Genomic DNA, 25,355 nt, shown 5'->3' with positions numbered 1-25,355 from the left:
ATCCATGTCATCCATGAATGCTGAACTGTCTGTCAATAAGCAGGCGTCGCCCGTACCGGTGAAATCTTCGCTGTGGAAGTTATCTGTAAGGCGGCTGCTCAAAAATAAGCTGGCGATATCCGGACTTATCGTTGTTGTTTTCATGTTTGCGCTTTGCTTCATCGGCCCGTTGTTTTCCCCTTACACGGACAACAAGATTCACATGGCCATGATGAATAAAGCTCCCAGTCTCAAGCACTGGCTTGGTACAGATGCGCTCGGACGGGACGTACTGACCCGGTTGATGCAGGCGGGCCGGATTTCGCTCACCGTCGGTCTGGCTTCGATGCTTCTGTCGTTGTTCATCGGCTTGTTGCTTGGCGCAATTGCCGGTTATTATCGGGGAATCGTCGACCAAGTTATCATGCGGGTTGCGGATTTGCTGCTGACCATACCGGGACTGCCGTTACTGTTTATCTTTGGAGCGCTCCTCTCGGAGTGGAAAGTGCCGACCGACTACAGGATGTACATGGTGATGCTGATGCTCAGCATGATCAACTGGCCGGGACTTGCGCGCATGGTGCGGGGACAAATGCTCAGTCTTCGCGAACGCGAATTTATGCAAGCGGCCGTCGTATTGGGGCTGCGGGACCGCCGCAAGCTGTTTAACCATCTGCTTCCAAATTTGGTGCCGCTGCTCATCGTCATCGCAACTTTGAACATCGGCGGAGCGATATTGAGCGAGTCGGTGCTCAGCTTCTTCGGTCTCGGCGTCATGCCGCCTACCGCCACTTGGGGCAACATGATCGACGCGGCCAACAACATGATCGATTTCCAGGAACGGCCGTGGCTTTGGGTCCCGCCGGGGCTTTCCATTTTCGCGACGGTAATCGCCATCAACTTGTTTGGTGACGGTCTCCGCGATGTGTTGGATCCGAAACAGAAGAGGTAGGTGATAGACGCCATGGGTGATTTGCTTGCGATCGAAAATCTCAAAACCTATTTCGATACCGAAGAAGGCACGGTCAAGGCAGTAGACGGCGTAAGTCTGCGGGTGAAACAAGGGCAGACGGTGTGCATTGTCGGTGAATCCGGCTGCGGCAAAAGCATTACGGCCATGTCGGTGATGGGCCTGGTCGAAGGACCTGCCGGCAAAGTCGTCGGCGGACGGATCGAATTCGACGGGCAAGATCTGCTTCCCCTTAGCCGTCATGAACTTCGAACGATTCGGGGAAACGATATCGCCATGATTTTTCAAGAGCCGATGTCTTCGCTGAATCCGGTTCTTACGATAGGCGAGCAAATGACGGAGCCGCTAATCGAGCACTTAAAAATGAGCCGAAAGGCGGCGCGTGCGCGGGCGATCGAGCTGATCGGCCAGGTCGGCATTTCCCGGGCCGAACAGATCGCCGATTCCTATCCGCATGAACTGAGCGGCGGAATGCTGCAGCGGATCATGATCGCCATCGCCATTTCGTGCGGCCCGAAGCTCCTCATCGCCGACGAACCGACGACTGCACTCGATGTGACGATCCAAGCGCAAATCTTAGATTTGCTTCGTCAATTCAAGGCCGAATCGAACATGTCGATATTGCTTATTACGCACGATCTCGGTGTGGTTGCGGAAATGGCCGATTACGTAATCGTCATGTATGCCGGCAAAGTCGTCGAAGAGGGTGAGGTCGTCGAGCTGTTCGCCAATCCGAAGCACCCGTATACACAAGGACTGCTGAAATCGAAGCCGGTGATCAATCAGCGGCAGAACGAGCTTTACTCGATTCCGGGGCAAGTTCCCAATCCGCTTGAACTCACGGAGTCTTGCTATTTCCATGACCGCTGCGCTCATTGTATGGACATCTGCCGGACACGGGAGCCCCGCTTGAAAAATGTGACGGATGAATCCAAGGTCGCTTGCTGGTTGTACGAGGAGGCGGTTGTTCATGGCTGATGCGCTGCTGGAAGTCAATCATTTAAAAAAATATTTTCCGATTAAGGCCGGATTGCTGAACCGTACCGTCGGGCACGTAAAGGCGGTGGACGACATAAGCTTCGTCATTCGGCGCGGCGAAACGTTCGGTCTCGTAGGGGAATCGGGGAGCGGCAAAAGCACGGTCGGGCGTACCGTTATCCGGATAACGGAAAAAACGGACGGAGAAGTGAAATTTCGTGGAGTGGATCTTTACGGCCTGCCAGCCGAAGATCTGCGCAAGATGCGTCCGAAAATGCAGCTGATTTTCCAGGATCCTTACAGCTCATTAAATCCGCGGATCCGGGTCGGCGATGCGATCGGCGAAGCGCTGTTGGATCACGGTTTGGTGTCGAAAGCGGAAGTGCGGGACCGGGTGCTCGACGTGCTGGCTTCGTGCGGATTATCGTCGTATCATATCGACCGGTTTCCTCATGAATTCTCCGGAGGGCAGCGTCAGCGGATCGGGATTGCCCGGGCTCTGGTACTCAATCCGGATTTGATCATCGCGGATGAACCCGTGTCGGCGCTCGACGTCTCGATTCAAGCCCAAATCATTAACCTGTTCCGCAAACTGCAGGAGACACGCGGGTTAACTTATCTGTTCATTTCCCACGATTTAAGCGTGGTGGAGCACTTGTGTTCCCGAATCGGCGTGATGTACTTGGGTTCCATGGTAGAGACTGCCTCCAGGGACGAGCTGTTCCGAAATCCGCTTCATCCTTATACGAAAGCGCTGCTGTCCGCTGTACCGGTCCCGATTCCGAAGCTGAAGCGGGACCGGATTGTGCTTACAGGCGATATTCCGAGTCCGTCCAATCCGCCTTCCGGGTGCAAGTTTCACACAAGGTGTCCATTTGCTATGGAGCAATGCAAGCAGCAAGTACCTGAATTCCGCGATGTCGGCGGCAATCATTATGTCGCCTGCCATCTCGTGTGAAAAGGCTGGAAGTGGGGGAACAACAGATGACGAATACGAAACTTCCGCAGCCCTATGCGCTTCGAATCGAAATGATACGGGCTAAAGGGTATTCGGATCAACAGATGATAGAGCTCATCGAAAGAGCGGACGCCGATTTGTTGAAAGAGAAAGTGGATGCGGAAGTGAACTGGGGGGCATTCCTCCAATTTGCTGGCGAAAATACGGCTGCCGTGCGGGCGGCCGTATTGGAAGGGTACCGGTTTTCTTTTATCACGATCGGTGGAATCAAGAGCCTGCTGTCGATCCGATTCGGCAAAGAGGAACAACGCGACTATCGCTTCGGCGGCAGTTGGATCGATGGGCTGAAGCTCAGCGCATCGCTTTACGAGAAGTTGAGAGATCTCGTTCCGGAGCATTGGCGTATGCTCGTCGAGACAGGAGCGGACACCGAAACAGTCGAAGTCCGGATCGAACTGGCTCATGAAATAGGCCTTTAATTATTACAGGATAGGTAGACCAACCTTTCGACGAATTAGATGCTATAAAATAGGACACGCTATTTTTTGGCAGTCTAAATTGGAGGTTGGTTTTTTCATGCATATCGATTGGGCGCAAACTCAGGTATACAATACGATTATGGCCGTGGCAACCGGAGTGGGGCTGTTGCTATTAGTTCGCTTTTCCAATCATCTAAGGAAAGGTGAGCGTGTAAACTTGCAGGCGTGGTCGATCGGATTCGCCGTGCCGGGCTTCATCTTAACGCTCACAGGCGCACATATGACACTTACGTGGCCATTGTCGAAAATAGGGTTCCCGTTCGATGACATCATATTTGGCGAACCTTCACTTGCGTTCGGCGTTATGTTATTGGCGGGATCCGTAGCTCTATGGCAAAAGTCCAAAGCTGTGTCGGTCGAATCCGGAAAACCGGTAGATCAAGCGAAAGAGCAAAGTTCGGCGCTTGTTTCCCATTTTGCGGAAATGGGCCGACCTGTTTCGTATTTTGCTGCCGCCATGGGACTCGCTTTAATCTCGATCGCATGTGCAGGTATTTATTATCAGTTATTTGCGGCTCCGCCCCAAGAGCCGATCTCAGGAAGGTTCGCAAACTATCCGATGCTCGAGGCGTCTTTCATTTCAGCATTGTATGCGCTTGTCGGTCTAGGGGCGATACTTCTTCCCTTTTCATTGGCAAGGGGAGGGGGAAATCCGGCCGTCATGAATATCATCACGGTGTGCTGGAGTATAACGGGTGTACTCTTCACTCTATTCGGCGCCATGAATTACTTCACTCATATCGGGTTGATTATTAACACAATGTAGTAAAACAAACAGGAGCCGTCTTTATAAATCCGGCACCTGCTCTCTAGTTTGGCAAAATATCGTTCGGTGAAATTCCAAGAACAATTTGACCGTGTAATTCGGCAAAATGTAGTTCGCAGAGTGTGCAGTCTGTTGCGTAAACTGTAGCGAAGATCTGAGGCAATGGCTGTAGCCGCAAACCGCACATAAAAATGGCTGAAACCATGTGGTTTCAGCCATTTTGCTTGCCGGGCTTCGCTAAGAAGTGTTCGCCTTACAACAGCGCCTTCACGCGCTCGATCACCTTGCGGCGGATTTCTCCGCCGACGGGCCGGCCGCCTGCCAGCTCGAGCGCCCAAAATACGGCACCGGTCGCGGGCGGCACCTCGAGAATCGCGCTGTTACAGCGGCGGTCAATCAAGCTTGCCAGGTGCCGCCGGTATAATTGAAGCATGAGCGGGCTTTCCGCCTTCACCCACACCGAGCCGGCCAGCACGATATCCACTTCGTCCCCGAAATCCAGGTTTGAAATGCAGCCGGCCGTGGAGCGAGCCAGCTGCATGGCCGTATTCCCGACAATGTCCAGCGCAGCCGCATCCCCGGCGTCGGCAGCGGCGAACAGGATGCGCATCAGCTCGGTATTCGGCAGCGTCCGGTTGATGTTACCTTCGATGACGGTTTCCATGTAATATTCCTTGGAGGCGACCCCGAGCAGCTTCATGACCGGATCCGCCATCGTCGTCGCCGGCCCCATTCTATAGAGCGTATCGTACACGGCACGCAGCACTTTCCGGCCCAGATAGAACCCGCCGGCTTCGTCTCCGGCGAGCTCGCTGCCCACGCCGCCGATCTGCAGCCGCCGGCCGGTGGGGGAGATGCCTCCGGTCACCGAGCCGGAGCCGTTGATGGAGCAGATGCCGAAGCCTTTATCGATCCCCGCCTTGATCCCCAGAAACGAGTCGTTATCCAACGTGAAACGATTGAGTCCAATCCGTTCGACGATCCGGTTCAACTCTTCCTTTTGAGAGGGCAGGTCTGCGCCGGCCAGGCCGAAAGCTCCGGCCGCGAGATCCTTCACGGTCAGCCCGTTTCTCGCCAGCAGCTGCCCAATCTGCTCGTTCATCGCCCGGAAAGCGCCTGCGTATGCGTCCGGGAACCGCTCATGGCTGCAGGTGTCGGTCCTCAGGCAATCAACGAAATTACCCTCCGTATCGAAGAGGAAGTAGTCGGTTTTGCTGTTCCCGCCGTCTGCACTGATGACATACTTTTTATCCATACGCGGCGTTCTCCTTGTTATACAGCGATCTTGAAATTGTCGCTATTATAGCATGCGTACAGATTTACTAACAATAAAATTCGGAAATATAATTTCATTATGATATAATAACTTCGAAATAAAATTTCTAACACGACATCTAGCACGACCAGTTGTGTGGTTTTTTTCTTGTGTTTTGGAAAAAACAGGTTTAGGATTTAGCTAACATACTAACGGGATAGTAGGTAGAATAGATGGCGATTCATGACAATATTCTGATCAAAATCCGCGACATGAAAGACAGCTTGACGCCGGTCGAGCGCATGGTGGCCGAATATATTATCGCGAACACCGAGGAAATTCCCCATTTGTCGATCAAAAGCCTGGCTCAGCTCAGCAAGACGAGCGACGCCTCGGTTCTCCGGTTTTGCAAAACATTGGGCTATAACGGATACCGAAGCTTCATCGTGAGCATTTCCGCTTCGCTGGGCTCCATGGACGACGATCATAAAAATTCGTACACGGACATTCAGCCGGGAGACGACCTGAACGTCATCGTGGCGAACATTTCCCACAACAATATCAAGTCAATTGACGACACGCTCAGCATCATCGACAAGAACGAAATCGCCCGCGCCGTCAAGGTGCTGCGGGGAAGCACGCGCATCGTCTTTTTCGGCATCGGCGCCTCCGGCCTCGTCTGCATGGACGCGGAGCAGAAGTTCTCCCGCATTAACAAGCTCTGCCACGCCTACACCGACGGGCACAGCCAGCTTACCGCCGCGACGCTGCTCGGCAAGGGCGAGGTGGCGTTCTTCGTTTCGAATTCCGGCGATACAGTGGAAATTCTCGAGACGCTGGAGATCGCCAAAAAAAACGGGGCCACGTGCATCGCCCTGACCAAGTACAACAAAAGCGAGCTGGCGGACAAGTCCAATATCGTGCTCAGCATCTCCACGCCGGAACTGACAATCCGCAGCGGGGCCATGGGTTCTCGCATCGCCATGCTTACCGTCATCGATATTCTTTTTGCCGGGGTGGCCAGCGCGGAATATCAGAACGTTAAAAAATATTTGTCGAAAACCCATAACATTTTGGCTAGCAAGCATCGAAAATAGTGTGTTAACACCGCCGTTCCGACACGGAAATGGCGGTTTTTTGCAGCTTTTTCTGAAAATAAAAAACAGCAATAAATTTTATGATGAAAAAATATTTCAAAATCTATTGACGATATCAGCCTTGGTTCTTTAAGATAAACGCATACAAAGAGAAAACGATCACCGAATAACGGAACGATCAACAAAAACAGGGTAGGAGAATGTCCATGAACGAATACCTTGCGGGACTGACAACAGAGAAGATCAACCCGGAAACGCGGATGATCGATGAGGTCGCCACCGAGGAAATGCTCCGCCTCCTGAACGAGGAAGACGCCAAAGTGCCCGCCGCCGTTGCGGAAGAAATTCCGCAAATTATGAAAGCGGTTGATATTCTGCATCGGACGCTCAAGGACGGCGGCAGAATGTTCTACATCGGAGCGGGCAGCTCCGGCCGCATCGGCGTGCTGGACGCTTCCGAATGTCCACCGACCTTCGGCGTGGACCCCGAGCTGGTGCAGGGGCATATCGCGGGCGGGGATATCGCGCTGAGGACTGCGGTGGAGGGATTCGAAGACAATGCGGAGGAGGGGATCGCGCTCATCGAGCGCTGCGGCGTCACCGGCCGCGACGCGGTCGTCGGCATATCGGCGAGCGGAAGCGCGGCGTTCGTCATCGCCGCGGTAAAGCGGGCCGCGGAAATTGGCGCAGCCGTAATTGGGGTGACGAACAACAAGAACTCGAAGCTGGAAGAGGTATGCGGCATCTGCATCGCCCCGGTCACAGGACCGGAGGTGATCATGGGGTCCACCCGCTTGAAGGCGGGGACCGCCCAGAAGCTGGTGCTCAACATGCTGACCACCTGCACGATGGTGAAGCTGGGCAAGACATACAACAACCTGATGGTCGATCTCAAGGCGAGCAACCAGAAGCTTCAAGACCGGTCCATCCGAATCATCAAGGCAGCCACCGGAACGGATTTCGAAACGGCCTCGGCGTATCTGCAGAAAGCGTCCATGAATTGCAAGCTGGCGATCATGATGATCGAAACCAGCCTGGACGCGGAAGAAGCGGGCAAGGCGCTGGAACGCTTCGAAGGCAACCTGAAGGCAGCGATCCGCGCATATACGAGAGTCGGCTGACCGGACACGGATATGCGCGCTGTTTCACATAAAGCATGATCATAATTAGGGGAGGAATTACGGATGAAAAGAAAGTTGCGTGTATTGGCATCCATCATGGCTTTGACGCTGTCTGTCACTTCGCTGGCCGCCTGCGGCTCAAGCAAGGGCGATTCCAGCCCCAGCCCGTCTGGTTCAGCAAGCGCTTCCGGAAGCGCTGCGCCATCGGGAGAGAAAGATACGATCACTGCGCTGCTGCCGCCGGTATCGCCTACTTACCAAGACAACTTTGCACAAATGGAAAAAGAATTCAACGCGCTGTATCCGAACCTAACGCTGAAAATCGAGCCGGCGAGCTGGGAAGACATGTCGCAGAAGCTCGACACGCAAGTGAACGCGGGCAGTCCGCCCGACATCGCGTTCATCGGCTCCGGCGGCATCGCCAAGTATGTCGACCAAGGCATGCTGATGGACATCACGGACTCGGTCACACCGGATATGGTCAGCGACTTTGATCCGCTGCCGCTCGAATACATGAAAAACGGCAACAGCCTGTACGGTCTCCCAGCCTACATGGAAGTGCACGCGATTGGCGGCAACAAGCAGTTCCTGGAGCAAGCGGGCATTGATTGGAAGAAAGTCCAGCAAGAAGGTTGGACTTACGAACAGTTCCGCGAAGCGATCAAGAAGGGCGTCGTGACGGAAAACGGCAAAAAGCGTTACGGCTTCGTATTCGCGACGGCCGGCGTCGCTTCCCGCGATTACCTCACGATTCTGGTGAAAAACGCCGGTATGCCGGATCCGTTCACCTCTGACCTGAAGTATGCTTATACGAGCAAGAATTACCTGGAAGTGCTGAAAGCGGTTCGCCAAATGATCGACGACGGCTCCATGCCGAAAGAGCTCAGCTCCGTCGACGCCGGCAAACGCTGGAACATGTTCCTGACCGGCCAGACGATGATCACCGGCAAAGGCCTTGCCGTATTCGAGAACTCCGCGAAGAAGAACAACGCCAAGATCGACGCCAACGACGGCAGCGCCGTGAAGGACAGCATCAAGGTGGACTATGTCGTCCTGCCGGTTCCTTCGTTCCTTGGCCAGCCGCCGGTATCGAGCACGGTTGTCGATGGTTACGTAACGTTCCGCGGCAAGAAAGAGCCGACAGCCGAGCATAAAGCCAACGTCGTCAAAGCCGCGTACTTCCTGGCCAGCGGCAAAGTCGCCGCCACGACCAACAACGACCTGTTCGCCGCGCACATCACGAAGAGCGCGAAAGAAGCGGCGAAGAGCATGACCATCGACCGCAATCCCGACAACATTGCAGCCGTAGACGTAATGCTGTCCCACGCCGCGAAGCCGCGCCCGGACATCCCGACGGACAAAGCGGCTCAAGCGATCAAGCTGGAAGACGAAGTGATCATTCCGAAACTGCAAGCGCTGCTTGCTAATGAAATCAAACCGGAAGCCATGTACGAAGCGGTTAAAGCTGCGGCCATTAAAGCGTTCGGCGAAGACGGAGTCGTCAAAGACTGACGCAAATTCGCGGCTGAAGCAAGCGTATCGGATAGTCGCGCGAATCAGGCGCGGCTATCCGATACCTGTTTCTGAATTCGGATGCAAAAGGAGTCTGGCCAGATGAATCAACTGCCCATCACAGTCAAAAAACGTAAAAACAGAGGAGACGGGGCTTGGGGTTACGCCTTCATCGCGGTGGCGCTTGTCGTCTACGCGCTGTTTACGGCATACCCGGTTGCCAGCGCCTTTATCATCAGCTTTCAGAAATACAAGCCGCTCGGATCCACCTTTATCGGTTGGGAAAATTACGCGGAGACGTTCCAAGACTCCTTGTTCTGGAAATCGCTGCGCAACACGGTCGTCTATACGGTGCTGACCGTTCCGGTCGGCCTGCTGATCTCATTCTCGATTGCGATCTTGATCTTGCCCTTGAAAAAATTTCTTCAAACCACGTTCAAAGCGATTTACTACTTGCCGGCGGTTGCATCGGGCGTGACGCTGTCGGTCGTCTGGCTCTGGATCTACGATCCGCTCCCCGCGGGCATTCTGAACCAGGTCGTCCATTTCTTCGGAGGCAGCAACCAAAACTGGCTCGGGGCAAGCGCAACCGCGATGTTCTCGCTCGTGCTGATGTCTTGGCTCTCCAGCCACGGCACCGCGATTATCATCTACCTGGCCGCGCTGCTGGGCATCGACGACAGCTATTACGAAGCGGCGGATCTAGATGGCGCGACGTTCCTGCAGAAGATCTGGCATATCGTCATCCCTTGCCTGAAGCCGACCACGCTGTTCCTGTTTGTAACCGGTATCATCGGCTCGTTCCAGGTGTTCCAGAACGCCTTCCTGATGACGGGAGGAGGACCGGACAATGCGACGACCATGGTGGGCCTGCTCATTTTCAACAACGCCTTCAAGTATTTTGAGTTCGGAGAAGCGGCGGCGCAATCGCTCATCCTGGCGGTCATCATCGCCGGCATTTCCCTGATCCAGTTCAAATTCCTAGGCAAAGACGTGGAGTATTAAGGGGAGGGGAACGCCGATGGCACTTTATAAAAACACGGGCAACCCAGCCCGCAGGATAAGCCGGAACGCCGCGATTGGCGTGTTGCTGCTGATTTTCGCTTTAGCGACTCTGTTTCCGATCTATTTCATGGTCATCTCCTCTTTCGGGGATCCCGTCGAAGCCGGTGCGATGAACTACACGCTCTGGCCCGGCAAGTTCACGCTGGATTCTTACAAATTCTTTTTCAATTACAGCAAATATTCGTTCCGTTGGCTGTTGAATTCCCTCGTTGTCGCGGGCAGCGTCATGGTGTTTAACGTGGTGTTCGCAAGCATGGCCGGCTTCGCTTTCTCCAAGTTGAGATTCAGAGGCCGCAACGTGCTGTTCGCCGTGCTGCTGTGCGCCATGATGATTCCTTATCAGGTCACGCAGGTGCCGCTTTATATTCTCGTCGTGAACACTTTCGACATGGAGAACACTTACGGCGCCTTAATTCTGCCCGGCATCGTGACGGTATATAACATTTTTCTCGCGAAGCAATTCATGAGCAGTATCCCGTCGGAAATTCTGGAAAGCGCCAAAATCGACGGCTGCAACCAATTTCAAATCTACACGAAGCTCATTCTTCCCCTGTCGAAGACCGTGCTTGCTGTGATGGCGATTCTGACATTCATGGAAAGCTGGAATACGTTCTTCTGGCCGCTGCTCGTCACCAACTCGATGGAGATGCAGACGATCCAGGTGGGCCTCAAAAATTTCCGTTTCGCGAATACGACGTACTTCGGTCCGATGATGGCCGGCGCCACCATTGCTGCACTGCCGATGTTCATTCTGTTCTTCAGCTTGCAACGGTACTTCCTCGAGGGTGTAACCGTCGGCGCGGTGAAAGGGTAAAATGGCGCGTTCGGCACCATTGTCGTCGGAGAAGCGTTATGCGGTAGGTCTCATGTCCGGCACTTCTGTGGATGGAATAGATGCCGCTCTCGTAGAGATTGCCGGGGAACCGGGCTCTCCCCGAGAGGTCAGGCTGATCGCGTTCGAAAACACGGCTTTTCCGGCGGATGTAAGGAAAGAAATTTTTGAGCTGTTCGATCCGGCTAAGGCGACGCTGGACCGAGTTGGGCGGATGAACGTGGCGCTGGGAGAGCTGTACGCGGCAGCTGCGCTTTCGGTCATCGCGGAGGCGGGTGTCGCGCCTGGGGAGATCGCGTTCATCGGCTCGCACGGACAGACAATCTATCACGCCCCCGAGCACCGCTATACGGTGCAGATCGGGGAAGGGGCCGTGATCGCGGCTCGGACGAGAATCCCATGCGTGTCCGACTTCCGGCCGGCCGACATCGCGGTTGGCGGACAGGGAGCGCCGCTCGTGCCGTTCACAGAATATTTGCTGTACCGCGAGACGGAGCGGACGCTGCTGCTGCAGAACATCGGCGGCATCGGCAATGTGACCGTCATTCCTGACGGCTGCTCGCCGGACCAGGTGTACGCGTTCGACACCGGGCCGGGCAACATGCTCATTGACGGCGTGGTGTCCCGGCTAACCGGCGGCAGCCAGACGATGGATACGGGCGGCGCCATGGCCCGCAAGGGTATGGTCGACGCAGAGCTGCTGCGGGAGCTGCAGCGGGAGGAGTATTATGCGCTGCAGGCGCCGAAGACGACAGGGCGCGAGCGGTTCGGCGCGGCTTACGTGGAGGAATTGCTGCGCCTTGGCGAGGAGCGCGGACTCTCTGCGGAGGATCTGGTCACGACCGTCACGATGCTGACCGCCTGGTCGATCGGAGACGCGTACGACCGGTTCATCCGGGACCGCCATCCCGCGGATCTCATGCTGGTCGGCGGCGGAGGAAGCTATAACCCGGTGCTGATGCAATTTCTGAAGCAGGAGATGGAAGGGAAGGGGGTGCCGGTCAAGACGCAGGAAGAAGCAGGCGGCAACAGCGACGCCAAGGAGGCGGTCGCGTTCGCCCTGCTTGCCGATTGCACGATGGCCGGCATTCCGGGCAATCTCCCGGCCGCGACCGGTGCCAGCCGGCCGGTGGTGCTGGGCAAGATCTCCTGGTAAGCGGCTCGTGGTAAGGAGCCGGAATATTTCAGCAAAGGGGGTGTCGCCGTCATGCTCATTTCCTGGGACGACCGATACTTGCACGACGTGATCGATTTGTGGAACGCGGAAGCCGTGAAGGACGGCTACAAGGAAATGACGGAGGAGAGCTTCGCGCGAACCTTTACGGGTCATCCGAACTTCGATCCCGAGGCCGCGTTCCTGCTGGTGGAAGACGGCCGGGCGGTCGGATTCGCCTGCGGCTGCACGGGAGACGAACTGCCGCTCGGCGACGTTGCGGGGTATATCACCTGCATCGTATTGGCGGGAGACCGCCGGACCGACGATCGGTACAACGAGATGTTGGGCGCACTGGAAAACCGTTTCCGGGAGCTGGGGAAGAAGCAGGCCGAGGTTCTGTTCTTCAATCCGATGATGTTGCCCTGGTACATTCCGAATACGCCGAAGCATGAGCACAACAATGCGCCCGGGGTGCCGGTGGAGAGCGATCTTTACCGTTTCCTGCTGCGCGCGGGTTACACAGACCGGGCGAGGCAGCACGCAATGTACCTGCCGCTGGCCGGTTTCCGGGTACCGGAAGAAATACGGGACAAAGAGGCCAAGGCGCTTTCGGAAGGGTATTCGGTGGAACTATACGATGCCGGCAAGGTCGTTGGCGTGGAGGTCATGCTGGAGGCGCTCGGCAATCCTTTGTGGAAGCGAGAGATTTCTCAGAGCACGGCGTCCGGAGTGCCCGTCGTCATGGCGTCGTGCCGCGGCGCAGCGGCCGGGTTCGCCGGCCCCGTCATCCGGCAGGAGAACGGCCGGGGTTATTTCGCAGGCATCGGTGTACACCCGGACCACGAGGGGCACGGGTTGGGCAGCATTCTGTTTAATAAATTGTGTGAGGCCTTCCGGAATATCGGGACGGAATATATGTCGCTATACACGGGATACAACAATCCGGCGCTTCGGATTTACGAGAAAGCCGGCTTCCAAAAAGTGAAAGAGTTCGCGGTCATGAGAAGGGAGCTTGACGTATGAGCGAGAAAAAGTTGACGATTCTGGCCATCGGCGGCCATGTGGGAGACGCGGAACTGACGGCCGGCGGCGTGCTGGCGAGCCATTACCTGAAGGGCGACCGCATCGTGACGCTGGCGCTGACGCCCGGCGAGCGCGGCGTGCCGGCCGGTCAGGATATGGGCGAGTACAAGGCGCAGAAAATCCGCGAGGCGCATACCTTTGCCGAGATGCTCGGAGGGGAAGCGATCGTGTTCGACGACAATGCGGACGGCCAGCTGCCCGACGATGAGGCGGTCCGCTTCCGCGTAGCCGACGTGATCCGCCTGGTGAAAGCCGATGTGCTCATCACCCATTGGAAGAACAGCATGCATAAAGACCATATCACCACTCACCGGATCGTGAACGACGCCCGTTTTTTCGCCGGTCTCGCATCTTTTGAGAGAGAGCTTCCTGCCCATTTCGCCTCCAAGCTCTATTACGCGGAGAATTGGGAGGATGCCGTCGACTATCGACCCTACGTCTATGTCGATTTCTCTCAGGAAGCTTTCGATCTGTGGGTCAAGGCGCTGTCTACCCATTGGTTCGTCACCGGAAGCAAGTCGTTCCCTTATCTGGAATATTACAAGCATCTCGCGCGGGTGCGCGGCATCGAGGCCCGGAAGCTGTACGCGGAGACGTTCATGATTCCGGAAGAGACGATGCGCCTCCGCCAATCCGAGCTCTAATCGCGGCATCCCGGAGGCTGTCCCGACCAGCGGAATCATTCCGACGGCGGGCAGCCCTTTTTCTTCATCGCATTTAAGGAGGAGGAGAGCCATGATCCTCAACGGAGTCGATAATCTCGACGCCTATTCCGAATTGCTCCGCGGCCAACGTCTCGGACTCATTACCGCGCCTACCGGATTGACGTCGGACTTCGTTTCCACGATTCAGATTTTGCACGAGCGGTTCGAGCTGGCGGCCCTGTTCTCGCCCGAGCACGGCGTCAGGGGGGACCAGGAAGCCGGCGCCCTCGTCGATGCGTACGAGGATCCGTTTACGGGGGTCCCGGTGTACAGCTTGTACCGTAAAGACTCCAAACGGCTGACCTCGGAGATGCTGGATCGGGTTGATCTGGTCGTGTACGACATTCAGGACGTGGGCGTCCGCTATTATACATTTATATATACGATGCTCTACGCGCTGGAAGATTGCGGGAAAGCCGGCAAGCCGTTCGTCGTGCTGGACCGGGTGAATCCGTTGGACGGCCTCACCGTGGAAGGGAATGTGCTCAAGCCCGGCTACGAATCCTTCGTAGGCAACTACCCGCTTGCCGTCCGGTATGGTCTCACGGCCGGCGAGGTGGCGGCGATGGCCAACGCGCAAATGAACTGGAACGCCGAGCTGCACATCGTCAGGTGCGATGGATGGGAGCGGCGGATGCTGTTTCCCGAAACCGGCCGCACCTGGGTGCATCCTTCGATGGGCATCCCCCGGTTCGAGACGGCGCTGCTCTATCCAGGCACTTGTCTGTTCGAAGGAACGAACGTCTCCGAAGGACGGGGCACGACGTTCCCGTTCGAAATGATCGGCGCTCCTTACATTCAGGCGGAGCGGCTGGCGGACGTGATGAACGGCAAAGGGCTTCCGGGGGTGCGATTCCGCCCGGTTTATTTCAAGCCGACGACCTCCAAGCACCAAGGGGTGTTGTGCGGAGGCGTACAGTTGTACGTGACGGACCCCCGCGCCATTCGGCCGCTGGAAACGGGTGTCACGCTTCTTTTTGCCATCAAGGAAATGTTCGGGGAATTCGAGTTCCTGCCGCCGTATCGGGAGGGAGGGCGTCCTTTTATCGACCTCTTGGGCGGGGAAGACACGTACCGGAACGCGAACGCGGCGGATTTGCCCGCGATGTTCGAGCGGTTCCGAGATGAAAGCGCGGCGTTCGCCGCGCTCAAGCGGCAGTTCCATCTTTATTAACGGGGAGATCGTATGAAAAACCTGACGCTGCGAGAGAAAATCGGCCAGCTGGTCGTCACCGGATTTCAGGGACCGGACATTACGGATGAGTTGAAGGACCTCGTATCCGAGTACAAAATCGGCAACATCATTTTGTTCACCCGCAATGTGATCCATAAAGAGCAGCTAAAGTCGGTATGCGGCGAGCTGCAGCGCCTGATTACGGGAAAGACGGGGCTGCCGCCTTTCATTTCCATCGATCAGGAAGGGGGACGGGTGACGCGGTTGTCCGCCGACGCCGCGAACGTGCCGGGCGCGATGGCGGTCGCCGCCACGGGCGAGCCCGAGAACGCCTATGCAGCCGGGCGCATCACGGCTCGGGAGCTGCAGACTCTCGGCATTAATTTCAACCTGGCGCCCGTGCTGGATATTAACAACAACAAGCGCAATCCGGTCATCAACGTGCGGTCGTACGGAGATACGGCGGAAACCGTGCAGAAATTCGGACTGCCGATGATGAAAGGCCTGATGGACGGAGGCGTGCTGCCGTGTCTCAAACATTTTCCCGGGCATGGCGATACCGCGGTCGATTCCCACCTGGGGCTGCCGGTGATCGAGAAGTCGCTGGAGGACTTGCACAAGCTGGAGCTCATCCCGTTCCGAAGCGCCATCGAAGCCGGTGCGGAGAGCGTCATGACGACGCATATCCTATTTCCTTCCATCGAGAAGGAGCGGGTGCCTGCCACCATGTCCAGAACCATTATCACGGACGTGCTGAAGAAAGAACTGGGCTTTGACGGTCTGGTCATATCCGATTGCCTTGAAATGGACGCGATCCGCCAGTACTATGGTACCGCCGAGGGAGCGCTCGGGGCGTTGAAAGCGGGGGTTCATCTCGTCTTTATCAGCCACACGCCGTCGCTCGTCAAAGAGGCGGTGGAGCGGATTGAACAGGCCGTCGCATCCGGCGAACTGTCCTTGGAAACGGTGGACGATGCCGTTGAGAAGGTGCTGAAGTACAAGGGAAAATACGGCAGCCTGCCGGCCGGCGATCTCTCGGTTGTGGGTTGCGAAACGCACAGGATTGCGATTAATGCGATTAGCCGGGACAGCATCTGCCTGCTGCGGGGAAACCTGGAAACGGTGGTGCGTGGGGCCGGGGACACGATTGCGGTCGGCTGTTACCCCTACCGTACGGATCAAGCCTCGAGCGAGGTGAACGCGCGGCTGCTGCTGCCGGCGGCAATGACAGAGGCGTTCGGTATACCGCACGTCATGACGGCGATGAATCCGGACGCCGAGGAAATCGGGCGCGTCATGGAGCAAGCGAATGGGTATCGCCATGTCATTGTCGGTTTGCTTAACGGCATGGACAATCCCGGACAATTGGAGCTGGTGAACCGGCTGACTGCGGGCGGTCATCGGGTCACCGCCGTCGCGATGGGCAAGCCCTACGATTTGGGGATGTTGGAAGGGGACATTTGCGGCTTGGCCGCTTTCGAATACACTTCTCTGGCGATCAATTCCGTTATCGGCATCTTGGGCGGCGCCTCGTCGCCGACCGGCCGGATACCGGTCGCCTGGAAAGATTAAGGACGTGAAATGCGCATGAAATACGTTGCCGGTTTGGACGGCGGGGGAACGAAAACCGCCGTGACGGTGCTGGACGAGAACGGCGGCACGGTTAGCACGTTCGGTTCCGGCGCTCTGAACTTTAACGGAGCGGACGAAGCGGCGGTGCTCCGGACATTCCGGGATATCTTCAACGGGATTGCCGAAGCGTGCGGCGGCCTGGACAACTGCGCGCAGGTTGCCGTTGGCGCAGCGGGCGTCAGCAATCCGGCGGTGACCGCCCGGATTGAAAATGCGGTCCGGCATTGCGGTCACCGCGGCGGTCTGGTCATTATGGGCGATCAGGAGGCGGCGCATTACGGCGCGCATGAGGGCGGACCGGGCATCATCCTGATCGCGGGAACCGGCACCATTTGCTACGGCAGGAACGAAGCCGGGCATACCCACCGCACCGGAGGTTTCGGCCACCTCATCGATGACGAGGGCAGCGGCTATAGCATCGGTCGGGAGCTGCTCACGGCCTTGGTGAAAGCGTTTGACGGGCGGGCGCCTGCCACGCCGATCAGCGCGATGGTGCACGAACGGCTGGGCACGAAGACGGTCGGCGACGTCATCGCGTTCGTATACGACCGCAGCCGGAGCAAGAAGGATGTCGCGGCGCTCGCACCGATTCTGTCGGAGGCGTGCGGGCTGGGCGACGAAGCGGCTTTGGCCATCGCGGATCGAAGCGCCGCGGCTCTGGTTGAACTCGTCGTCCCGGTGGCGGCAAAGCTTTCCCTGCAGCGGGGTGAGCTTGCGCCGATCGGCAGCGTGCTGCTGAAAAATGTCTACGTCCGGTCTGCCTTCGAAGAGAAGCTGGGCCGCGTCCTACCGGAGCTGCGCGTGATTTCCGCCAAGCGGGACGCGTCGTTCGGCGCGGCGCTGATGGCGCTCCGCCGGCAGGACGCGCGAGAGGGGGAGAATTCACCATGTTAAATCCCGATGCGGCAGCCCGGCTGCGGGCAATCGTCGGTGAAAGAAACTTCCGGGACGATAAGGAAGCGCTGGTGGCGCACTCCTATGACGGCACGCCTATGCTGCAGTCGCTTCCGGACGGAGTGATTTACCCTGCTTCCACGGAAGAGGTTTCCGCGATCATGAAGGTGCTCTCGGAATACCGGATCCCCCTCGTGACGCGGGGCTCGGGCACTAATTTGTGCGGCGGAACCGTTCCTGCCTTGGGAGGTGTCGTCATGGTCATGCACCGCATGAACCGCATTCTCGAGGTCGACCTGGAGAATCTGACGGCCACCGTCCAGCCCGGTATCATCACGGCGGAGTTTATCGCCCATGTCGAATCGCTCGGTTTGTTCTACCCTCCCGACCCCAGCAGCATGCGCATCTCCACGATCGGAGGCAACATCGCGGAATGCTCGGGCGGTCTCAGGGGACTCAAGTACGGAACGACCAAGGATTACGTCATCGGCTTGGAGGCGGTGCTGGCGGATGGCCGCATCCTCCGCACCGGCGGCAAGCTGATGAAGGATGTGGCGGGTTACGACCTCACCAAGCTGCTGGTCGGATCGGAGGGAACGCTCGCGATCGTGACGGAAGCCACGCTCAAGTTGATTCCTCCGCCGAAAACGAAGAAAACGATGCTCGCGATGTACAAGGATATTTATGGAGCGGCACGGACGGTGTCGTCCATCATCGAAGGCCGGATTATCCCGGCGACGCTGGAAATTCTCGACAACCCGACGATCCGGGTCGTGAGCGATTTCGCCAAGCTGGGGCTGCCGGAGGACATGGCCGCGATTCTCATCATCGAGCAGGACGGCGATCCTGAAGCGGTGGAGCGCGATATCGCGCGGATCACAGAGATTTGTATGAAGGAGCGGGCCGACCGGATTGAGGTCGCGGCCAGCCGTGAGGAGGCGGAGAGGCTGCTGACCGCGCGGCGCAGCGCCTTCACGGCGCTGGCCCGGCTGCGTCCGACGACGATTCTCGAAGACGCGACGGTTCCCCGGTCGAAAATCGCCGACATGGTGCTGCGGATCAACGAGATCGCACGCAAGCACGGCGTCACGATCGCGACTTTCGGGCACGCCGGAGACGGCAATCTGCATCCTACGGCGACCACGGACGCCCGGGACAAGGAAGAGATCCACCGTGTCGAACTGGCCTTCGAGGAAATATTCGAGGCCGCGATCGAACTGGGCGGCACGATCACGGGAGAGCATGGGGTGGGCGTCGTGAAGGCGCCTTACCTGGAATGGAAAGTCGGGGAGGCGGGCATGGCCGTCATGAAAGGGATCAAGACCGCGTTCGACCCGCACCATTTGCTGAATCCCGGGAAGGTGTTCGCTAAAGAAACGAGGAAAAGGGTGGTTTTGCAGCATGGCTAATTCCGGCGCAATCCGCAAACCGGAGATCGAACACCACAATCCCTTGTCTCGTACGCTTCTTCAGAAGCTGGACTACGATCAGTTGACCAACTGCATGCGCTGCGGCTTCTGCCTGCCCGCCTGCCCGACCTTCCGGGAGACCGGCGTCGAGCCCGAGTCCCCGCGGGGACGCATCGCTTTGATGAAGGCGGTCGCCGACGGCCTGATGGAGCCTGATCAGGCGTTCCAGGACCAGATGAACCACTGCCTGGGCTGCCGCGCGTGCGAACCCGTCTGTCCGGCTGACGTCAAATACGGGCAGCTGATCGAGCAAGCCCGGGACGCCATCGAGGATCACGCTGCTCACAGCGCGCCGGTCTCCGGCCTGCGCAAGCTGGTGTTCGGAGGCGTATTCCCGCACCGCAGTCGCTTAAAGTGGCTGGGCAGATCCCTGCGGTTCTACCAGAAGTCCGGTCTCCGGAAGATCGCCCGCGCCACCGGCATCCTGCGCGTACTGCCGAAGCATTTGCAGGAAATGGAAGGCATTTTGCCCGAAGCGACCGCGCGAGGCGTGGTAGAGCGGCTCGGCACATTGTATCCGGCCAAGGACGAGCCGATCGCCCGGGTCGCGCTGTTCCGGGGCTGCATCATGGACGTGCTGTTCGCCGAAACGAACGAGCATACCGTGAAGCTCCTTGCGGAGGCGGGCTTCGAGGTGGTCATTCCGGAGACGCAGGTGTGCTGCGGCGCGCTTCACGCGCACAGCGGGGAAATGGATACGGCGCGGAAGCTGGCGCGTAAGAACGTCGAAGCCTTCCGAGCGGCGGGCGTCGATTATATTGTCTCGAACGCGGGAGGCTGCGGCGCCTTGTTGATCGAGTACGATCACGTCCTGAAGGACGATCCGTCCTGCCGCGAGGATGCACGATGGTTCGCCGAGCGGGTGATCGACGTCAGTCGGCTGATCGTGGAAAAAGGCCGTGTTCCCGTGTTCGCCGCGGAGGCGCAAAGCGGCGGTGAACCGTGCATCACATACCAGGACTCCTGCCACCTGCGCAATGCGATGCGGAGCTCGGACGCACCGCGGACGCTGATGCGGCAAGTGGCCGGCGTGCGGTTCGTCGAGATGAAGGAGGCGGACCGCTGCTGCGGCTCCGCCGGCATCTACAACGTGACCCAGCCGGAAATGGCCGGGCAGCTGCTCGAGCACAAAATGGAGCACGCCGACCGGACGCAGGCCCGATATCTCCTGACGAGCAATCCGGGGTGCCTGCTGCAAATGAAGCTCGGCATCGAGAAGCATCGGCCGCAGGAGAAGATGGAGGCCATGCATATCGTCGATTTCCTATACGAACGGTTGGCGGACTCGAAGCAAGAATAAAAGCCAACCACGATCATGTATTGTCGAAGTCTATGATCGTTTCCCTCTGAACACTTCCGCTTAGGAAGTGTTTTTTTACAATTAAAGGATAACTTGCATTTTTTTAATAACCTAAATTTGATACAATATGTATCATGCGTGGATTGAAGGAGGAGTTCGATGAACGGCTGGTACGCAATACATACCAAAAAGCTTAGCTTGATGTGTGTCCTCGTATTGCTGTTGTCTACTTTCTCACCCACTTTGTTATTCGCTTCTTCAGAACCGAGCACACCGGCTGAACCCTTATTGGCCGCATCCGCGTCGGTTACCTCGATTACCGCAGGGAGAGTGCATACGGCAGTCCTGAAGAGCGACGGAACCGTCTGGACTTGGGGGGCTAATGGAAAAGGTGAACTGGGAGACGGGACAACCAGGGTCAGGTACACACCCGTTCAAGCTTCCGGATTAAGCGGAATCGTCGCCATTGCAGGCGGTGGATCCCACACGCTTGCGCTCAAAAACGACGGAACGGTCTGGGCCTGGGGGAGCAATGATTACGGTCAACTCGGAGTCGGGACAACGACAGGAATTTTGTCTCCTGTTCCAGTGTCCAGTTTAAACGGGGTAAAAGCAATTGCCGCAGGGGCATCCCACTCCATGGCACTGAAAAACGACGGAACAGTCTGGACATGGGGTGACAATCGGCAAGGCCAACTTGGAGACGGGACGACCATCGATCGAACGACACCTGTGCAAGCTTACGGATTAAGCGATGTGACTTCCATTGCCGGCGGGAGGTCCCATTCGGTAGCACTGAAAACCGATGGATCGGTCTGGACCTGGGGGGACAACAATACCGGCCAACTGGGAGACGGGACAACCACAAATCGAACAACTCCTGCTCAAGTTTCCGGATTAAACGGAGTAACAGCAGTTGCGAGTAACGGATCATCAACGTTCGATTTAGGCTCAGGTGACCACACGCTCGTGCTGAAAAACGACGGAACGGTCTGGGCCTGGGGGAAAAACGGCCACGGTCAACTTGGAGACGGGACAACGACGAATCGGTTATCACCGGTGCAAGTGTCCGGACTAAGCGGCGCAACAGCAATTGAATGCGGAGAAAACTTCTCGATTGCGCTGAAAACCGATAGGACCGTCTGGACCTGGGGACAAAATAACCTCGGCCAGCTTGGAGACGGGACCCTGACGAATCAATCCGTACCGGTTCAAGTTTCGGGCTTCAGTAGTGCGACCGTAATTGCAGCCGGGGCCTACCATGCGATCGCTTTGAAAAATGATGGGACGGTCTGGAACTGGGGGTACAATTATTACGGCCAGCTTATGGACGGGACAACGGAGGATCGATCGACTCCCGTGCAAGTTCAAGGGTTCGGGGATCCGGCATTGAGTTCACCATCCATAACCTTGTTATCGGGTGGGGGATACCATTCGATCGCACTGGCAAACGACGGAACGGTTTGGGCGGCAGGAGCCAATTCCTACGGCCAGCTCGGAGATGGAACCACGACGAATCGGCCGGTTTTTGCCCAAGTTCCGGGTATACGTGCGGTCTCCGTTGCAGGCGGTGGAAACCACACCGTCGCGTTGAAAAGCGACGGGACGGTGTGGGCTTGGGGGATTAATGAATTAGGGCAGCTTGGTGACGGAACTTCGACGAATCGATCGGCACCCGTTCAAGTATCCGGATTAAGCGGCGTCACCGCAATCGCAAGCCGCTGGAACCACACGATTGCCCTGAAGGGTGACGGGACGCTGTGGGCCTGGGGGGCGAACGAAAACGGTCAGCTTGGCGACGGGACCACGAACAACCGGTCAACACCCGTCCAAGTGAACGGATTAAGCGGTGTCATCGCGATTTCAGCCGGGCTCTCTTACTCCGTTGCGGTAAAAAACGACGGGACGGTTTGGGCGTGGGGGTTAAACGCGGCCGGCCAGCTCGGAGACGGGTCTACAACGAATCGTTTAAGTCCGGTTCAACTGTCCGGGTTAACCGGGATCACCGCCATTTCAAGCGGTGAAGGGCATTCCATCGCACGGAAGAACGACGGGACGGTGTGGACCTGGGGGGCTAACGGTTACGGTCAGCTTGGAGATGGAACCACCACGAATCGAACGGCTCCGATTGAAATGACCGATTTAAGAGGAATAAACGCTGTTGCAACTGGAGGATTACATACTATCGCAATTAGAAACGACGGCACTGTATGGGCCTGGGGCAACAACCAATTAGGCCAACTTGGCGATGGGAGTACGACCGATCGGCGGACTCCGGTTCAAGTTTCCGGATTAAACGGGATAAGCGCTGTAGCGGGCGGGTGGCTTCACACTCTCGCATTAAAAAATGACGGGAAGGTGTGGTCTTGGGGCCGCAACTTCGAAAGTCAACTCGGCGACGGGACTACGACTCATCGATCGGCCCCTGTTCAGGTTCAATGGTCTGCAGCTCCGATGCCGAGCTTAACAGGAATAACACTGGATTCGGCATCTTATACCCTTTCCAAAGGAAACACACATCAGACGATCGTGACAGGTCACTATTCGGACAACACGACTCAGACGGTTACAAATCAGGCAAGTTACCAATCGTCGAATTCGGATATTGCTTCCGTGAACGCATCCGGTCTGGTGTCTGGAAGCAAAGCCGGCCAAACGACCATTACCGTTACTTATCTCGGCCATACGGCAACGGCTTCGGTCACGGTAACCGATACCCCTGCATCCGCGCCGATTTCCTCGATTACCGGAGGGATAGGGCATACGGCAGCGCTGAAGAGCGACGGGACGGTGTGGACCTGGGGGTTGAATAAATTCGGTCAGCTTGGGGACGGGACAAATACGGATAGAAGATTGCCGGTTCAGGTCTCCGGCTTAAGCGGAGTGACCGCCATTGCGAGCGGCGCGGAATATATGGTTGCGCTCAAAAACGACGGGATGGTGTGGGTCTGGGGGAATAACGAATCCGGTCAGCTCGGAGACGGGACCACAACGAGTAGAACACGACCTGTTCAAGTGTCCGGATTAAGCGGAGTTATCGCCATCGCGGCAGGTGATAGCTATACCGTCGCTCTAAAAAGTGATGGGACGGTCTGGACCTGGGGGTCAAACAGCTACGGTCAACTTGGGGACGGGACAAGAACAGACCGGTTCAATCAGGAGGATAAATACACGCCGGTGCAAGTGTACGGATTAACCGGTGTGACTGCTATTGCTGCCGGGTCCGCCCACACGATCGCTCTAAAAGACGACGAGACAGTCTGGACATGGGGATATAATGAATTCGGCCAACTAGGAGACGGGACTACGACATACAAAACGATTCCCGCTAAAGTAGTCAATTTAAGCGGCGTTACCTCCATCGCAGGCGGGGCCATTCACACGGTCGTTCGGAGAGCCGACGGGTCGATCTGGACCTGGGGAGCGGGTGGATCAGGCCAACTCGGAAACGGGACAACGTCGAATAGTTCCATTCCGGTTCAAGTACCCGAAATAAACGGTGCGTCTTCCGTAGCAGGCGGGTGGCTGCACACGGTCGTTCGGAAAAATGACGGGACGGTCTGGGCCTGGGGGGCTAATGGAGCAGGTCAGCTCGGAGACGGTACAACGACGAGTAGAACGAATCCCGTTCAAGTGGCCGGATTAAGCGGTGTACTTGCCGTTGCAGCCGGTAGTTATCATACAATCGCGCTGAAAAGCGATGGAACGGTCTGGACCTGGGGTGATAATGAATTCGCGCAACTTGGAGACGGGACATGGACGGATCGATCGACTCCCGTTCAAGTTTTGTTTCCCTCAGACTCTCCTGTTCGGGCCGCCGTGTTGACGACGGACCAGCCTGCTTACAATCGCGGTGATGATGTGACGCTATACGTTCGGCTGCGCGGGTTTGCGAATACGGATAAAATCAACAGCGCCACATTCAAACTGGACTACGACACTGCAGCTTTTGAATTAGCGGTTGGCAACCCGGAAACCGATATTGTCGACGGCAGCATTCCGGCGCATGTAAAGTCGGAACCGACGGCCGGCACATTGGCGTATTTGGTGGCGGATCCGAGCAACGATTATCCGGTCGTGAACGATTCAGTTGTGTTTTCCGTACGGTTCAAGGTGAAGCCGAATGCTCCGTTAGGAACATCAACCTTTACTTTAAAAGGTACGAATGCGGACTTATCCATCAACATGCTCGATTCCAGCTTTAAAGTCTATCAGGTGCCGTCCGTGTCGTCAGCCGTCACGATCACAAGCGGTGCCAAAATCACTGCATTCGTCAGTCTCTATCTCGGCGATGAAAGCTCCAATCTCAACAGCCTGCTGCTGGGTAAAGTGGTGCCGGGGGAAATCGACAAAGCCTTTGAAAATCTCACGATCACGGTAAAATCGTCTTCTACAGATACCGGTGTCACGTATCAGGGTCGTTCTTATTGGGTGCCGCAAGCGAGTGGACACCTTGCCGCCGTCGACAGCAATAATCGGGTGACCGGAAGATTAAACATTTCGGCCATTACACCCTTGAATAATGCAATTGTGGAAATTAGCGGTTTCGGATATCTCGTACATCCGGTAACCGGCGTAAACCTGATTGCGGATCAAGCGAACGCCTTGGGCACTTCGGTCGACAAGCCTATCGTTCTCCTCCCGGGGGACGTCGGACGTATTGATAACGGCGTCTTTGCGATCGGCTCCAACGGTATTATTGATAACGTCGATTTCTCGGCATGGTTAAAAATTTTCCAAGACATTCAAAGCGGAACGGCATCGGCATACAATCAAGCACTCATGGACTTCACAAGGAACGGCATTGTGAATAACGAGGATTTCTCGTTATGGACCGCCGCTTACAGGAAACATTGATCGAAACTTCCACG

General features: G+C 56.8%; 20 protein-coding genes. 19 read left to right on the top strand and 1 reads right to left on the bottom strand.

The genetic code is table 11. The annotated features are described in order from the left end of the window. Nucleotides 1–4 precede the first annotated feature (4 nt). The 5 genes from opp4C to E5161_RS09915 all read left to right on the top strand — a co-directional run bounded on the left by opp4C (nt 5) and on the right by E5161_RS09915 (nt 4,190). Nucleotides 5–931 carry an oligopeptide ABC transporter permease gene (gene opp4C, locus E5161_RS09935; RefSeq protein ID WP_136777569.1) on the top strand — a complete coding sequence of 309 codons (927 nt, stop codon included), beginning with the start codon at nt 5–7 and terminating at the stop codon, nt 929–931. A gap of 12 nt (nt 932–943) precedes the next feature. Next, a complete protein-coding gene (locus tag E5161_RS09930) occupies nt 944–1,927 on the top strand; it encodes an ABC transporter ATP-binding protein (RefSeq protein ID WP_136777567.1) in 984 nt (327 codons plus the stop codon). Continuing rightward, nucleotides 1,920–2,885 carry an ABC transporter ATP-binding protein gene (locus E5161_RS09925; protein ID WP_136777565.1) on the top strand — a complete coding sequence of 322 codons (966 nt, stop codon included), beginning with the start codon at nt 1,920–1,922 and terminating at the stop codon, nt 2,883–2,885. Before E5161_RS09930 ends, E5161_RS09925 begins: the two co-directional genes overlap by 8 nt. A 26-nt stretch (nt 2,886–2,911) precedes the next feature. Next, nucleotides 2,912–3,364: a hypothetical protein gene (locus E5161_RS09920; protein ID WP_136777563.1), complete on the top strand. Its 453-nt coding sequence runs from the start codon at nt 2,912–2,914 to the stop codon at nt 3,362–3,364. A gap of 97 nt (nt 3,365–3,461) precedes the next feature. Further along, on the top strand, nt 3,462–4,190 hold the full coding sequence (locus tag E5161_RS09915; RefSeq protein ID WP_136777562.1) for a DUF981 domain-containing protein: 729 nt from the start codon (nt 3,462–3,464) through the stop codon (nt 4,188–4,190). Nucleotides 4,191–4,443: 253 nt separating this feature from the next. On the opposite strand, the gene E5161_RS09910 is transcribed toward E5161_RS09915, so the two are convergent. Continuing rightward, on the bottom strand, nt 4,444–5,445 hold the full coding sequence (locus E5161_RS09910) for a BadF/BadG/BcrA/BcrD ATPase family protein (protein ID WP_136777561.1): 1,002 nt from the start codon (nt 5,443–5,445) through the stop codon (nt 4,444–4,446). A gap of 233 nt (nt 5,446–5,678) precedes the next feature. Here E5161_RS09910 and E5161_RS09905 point away from each other — a divergent pair, with 233 nt between their 5' ends. From E5161_RS09905 to E5161_RS09840, 14 genes are all read left to right on the top strand, one after another. Beyond that, on the top strand, nt 5,679–6,542 hold the full coding sequence (locus E5161_RS09905) for a MurR/RpiR family transcriptional regulator (RefSeq protein ID WP_136777560.1): 864 nt from the start codon (nt 5,679–5,681) through the stop codon (nt 6,540–6,542). Between the two features lie 206 nt (nt 6,543–6,748). Next, nucleotides 6,749–7,663 (top strand): N-acetylmuramic acid 6-phosphate etherase, encoded by a 915-nt coding sequence (murQ, locus tag E5161_RS09900; RefSeq protein ID WP_136777559.1) that lies wholly within the window; start codon nt 6,749–6,751, stop codon nt 7,661–7,663. 63 nt (nt 7,664–7,726) lie between these two features. Beyond that, complete coding sequence (locus E5161_RS09895; protein WP_136777558.1) at nt 7,727–9,175, top strand: ABC transporter substrate-binding protein; 1,449 nt, start codon at nt 7,727–7,729, stop codon at nt 9,173–9,175. A gap of 102 nt (nt 9,176–9,277) precedes the next feature. Continuing rightward, nucleotides 9,278–10,180: a carbohydrate ABC transporter permease gene (locus E5161_RS09890; protein ID WP_136777557.1), complete on the top strand. Its 903-nt coding sequence runs from the start codon at nt 9,278–9,280 to the stop codon at nt 10,178–10,180. Nucleotides 10,181–10,196: 16 nt separating this feature from the next. Beyond that, on the top strand, nt 10,197–11,054 hold the full coding sequence (locus E5161_RS09885; protein ID WP_136777556.1) for a carbohydrate ABC transporter permease: 858 nt from the start codon (nt 10,197–10,199) through the stop codon (nt 11,052–11,054). 1 nt (nt 11,055) lies between these two features. Next, a complete protein-coding gene (locus tag E5161_RS09880; RefSeq protein WP_136777555.1) occupies nt 11,056–12,228 on the top strand; it encodes an anhydro-N-acetylmuramic acid kinase in 1,173 nt (390 codons plus the stop codon). A 51-nt stretch (nt 12,229–12,279) separates the two neighbouring features. Next, nucleotides 12,280–13,251 (top strand): GNAT family N-acetyltransferase, encoded by a 972-nt coding sequence (locus E5161_RS09875; protein WP_136777554.1) that lies wholly within the window; start codon nt 12,280–12,282, stop codon nt 13,249–13,251. After that, nucleotides 13,248–13,955, top strand: a complete 708-nt coding sequence (locus E5161_RS09870; protein ID WP_136777553.1) for a PIG-L deacetylase family protein — start codon at nt 13,248–13,250, stop codon at nt 13,953–13,955. The genes E5161_RS09875 and E5161_RS09870 overlap by 4 nt, the downstream gene beginning before the upstream one ends. A 91-nt stretch (nt 13,956–14,046) precedes the next feature. Beyond that, entirely contained in the window at nt 14,047–15,189 is a 1,143-nt protein-coding gene (locus E5161_RS09865; protein ID WP_136777552.1) for an exo-beta-N-acetylmuramidase NamZ family protein, read from the top strand. Nucleotides 15,190–15,201: 12 nt separating this feature from the next. After that, a complete protein-coding gene (locus tag E5161_RS09860) occupies nt 15,202–16,761 on the top strand; it encodes a glycoside hydrolase family 3 protein (protein ID WP_136777551.1) in 1,560 nt (519 codons plus the stop codon). Nucleotides 16,762–16,776: 15 nt separating this feature from the next. Then, nucleotides 16,777–17,715 (top strand): BadF/BadG/BcrA/BcrD ATPase family protein, encoded by a 939-nt coding sequence (locus tag E5161_RS09855; protein ID WP_136777550.1) that lies wholly within the window; start codon nt 16,777–16,779, stop codon nt 17,713–17,715. After that, a complete protein-coding gene (locus tag E5161_RS09850; RefSeq protein ID WP_136777549.1) occupies nt 17,709–19,124 on the top strand; it encodes an FAD-binding oxidoreductase in 1,416 nt (471 codons plus the stop codon). The genes E5161_RS09855 and E5161_RS09850 overlap by 7 nt, the downstream gene beginning before the upstream one ends. Continuing rightward, on the top strand, nt 19,117–20,484 hold the full coding sequence (locus tag E5161_RS09845; RefSeq protein WP_136777548.1) for a (Fe-S)-binding protein: 1,368 nt from the start codon (nt 19,117–19,119) through the stop codon (nt 20,482–20,484). The genes E5161_RS09850 and E5161_RS09845 overlap by 8 nt, the downstream gene beginning before the upstream one ends. 159 nt (nt 20,485–20,643) lie before the next feature. Continuing rightward, on the top strand, nt 20,644–25,341 hold the full coding sequence (locus tag E5161_RS09840) for an RCC1 domain-containing protein (protein ID WP_136777547.1): 4,698 nt from the start codon (nt 20,644–20,646) through the stop codon (nt 25,339–25,341). The last annotated feature ends 14 nt before the right edge of the window (nt 25,342–25,355 follow it).

The organism is Cohnella pontilimi, from assembly GCF_005049045.1.
Lineage (GTDB): Bacteria > Bacillota > Bacilli > Paenibacillales > Paenibacillaceae > Cohnella > Cohnella pontilimi.
This window is presented reverse-complemented; position numbering and strand designations above follow the sequence as displayed.

What these genes read in the sequence shown, in the direction of transcription:
- E5161_RS09925 (WP_136777565.1), top strand. Translation starts at nt 1,920, where the DNA reads ATGGCTGATGCGCTGCTGGAAGTCAATCATTTAAAAAAATATTTTCCG.
- E5161_RS09915 (WP_136777562.1), top strand. Translation starts at nt 3,462, where the DNA reads ATGCATATCGATTGGGCGCAAACTCAGGTATACAATACGATTATGGCC.
- E5161_RS09895 (WP_136777558.1), top strand. Translation starts at nt 7,727, where the DNA reads ATGAAAAGAAAGTTGCGTGTATTGGCATCCATCATGGCTTTGACGCTG.
- murQ (WP_136777559.1), top strand. Translation starts at nt 6,749, where the DNA reads ATGAACGAATACCTTGCGGGACTGACAACAGAGAAGATCAACCCGGAA.
- opp4C (WP_136777569.1), top strand. Translation starts at nt 5, where the DNA reads ATGTCATCCATGAATGCTGAACTGTCTGTCAATAAGCAGGCGTCGCCC.
- E5161_RS09855 (WP_136777550.1), top strand. Translation starts at nt 16,777, where the DNA reads ATGAAATACGTTGCCGGTTTGGACGGCGGGGGAACGAAAACCGCCGTG.
- E5161_RS09930 (WP_136777567.1), top strand. Translation starts at nt 944, where the DNA reads ATGGGTGATTTGCTTGCGATCGAAAATCTCAAAACCTATTTCGATACC.
- E5161_RS09840 (WP_136777547.1), top strand. Translation starts at nt 20,644, where the DNA reads ATGAACGGCTGGTACGCAATACATACCAAAAAGCTTAGCTTGATGTGT.
- E5161_RS09865 (WP_136777552.1), top strand. Translation starts at nt 14,047, where the DNA reads ATGATCCTCAACGGAGTCGATAATCTCGACGCCTATTCCGAATTGCTC.
- E5161_RS09905 (WP_136777560.1), top strand. Translation starts at nt 5,679, where the DNA reads ATGGCGATTCATGACAATATTCTGATCAAAATCCGCGACATGAAAGAC.
- E5161_RS09920 (WP_136777563.1), top strand. Translation starts at nt 2,912, where the DNA reads ATGACGAATACGAAACTTCCGCAGCCCTATGCGCTTCGAATCGAAATG.
- E5161_RS09845 (WP_136777548.1), top strand. Translation starts at nt 19,117, where the DNA reads ATGGCTAATTCCGGCGCAATCCGCAAACCGGAGATCGAACACCACAAT.
- E5161_RS09875 (WP_136777554.1), top strand. Translation starts at nt 12,280, where the DNA reads ATGCTCATTTCCTGGGACGACCGATACTTGCACGACGTGATCGATTTG.
- E5161_RS09870 (WP_136777553.1), top strand. Translation starts at nt 13,248, where the DNA reads ATGAGCGAGAAAAAGTTGACGATTCTGGCCATCGGCGGCCATGTGGGA.
- E5161_RS09890 (WP_136777557.1), top strand. Translation starts at nt 9,278, where the DNA reads ATGAATCAACTGCCCATCACAGTCAAAAAACGTAAAAACAGAGGAGAC.
- E5161_RS09885 (WP_136777556.1), top strand. Translation starts at nt 10,197, where the DNA reads ATGGCACTTTATAAAAACACGGGCAACCCAGCCCGCAGGATAAGCCGG.
- E5161_RS09850 (WP_136777549.1), top strand. Translation starts at nt 17,709, where the DNA reads ATGTTAAATCCCGATGCGGCAGCCCGGCTGCGGGCAATCGTCGGTGAA.
- E5161_RS09860 (WP_136777551.1), top strand. Translation starts at nt 15,202, where the DNA reads ATGAAAAACCTGACGCTGCGAGAGAAAATCGGCCAGCTGGTCGTCACC.
- E5161_RS09880 (WP_136777555.1), top strand. Translation starts at nt 11,056, where the DNA reads ATGGCGCGTTCGGCACCATTGTCGTCGGAGAAGCGTTATGCGGTAGGT.
- E5161_RS09910 (WP_136777561.1), bottom strand. Translation starts at nt 5,445, where the DNA reads ATGGATAAAAAGTATGTCATCAGTGCAGACGGCGGGAACAGCAAAACC.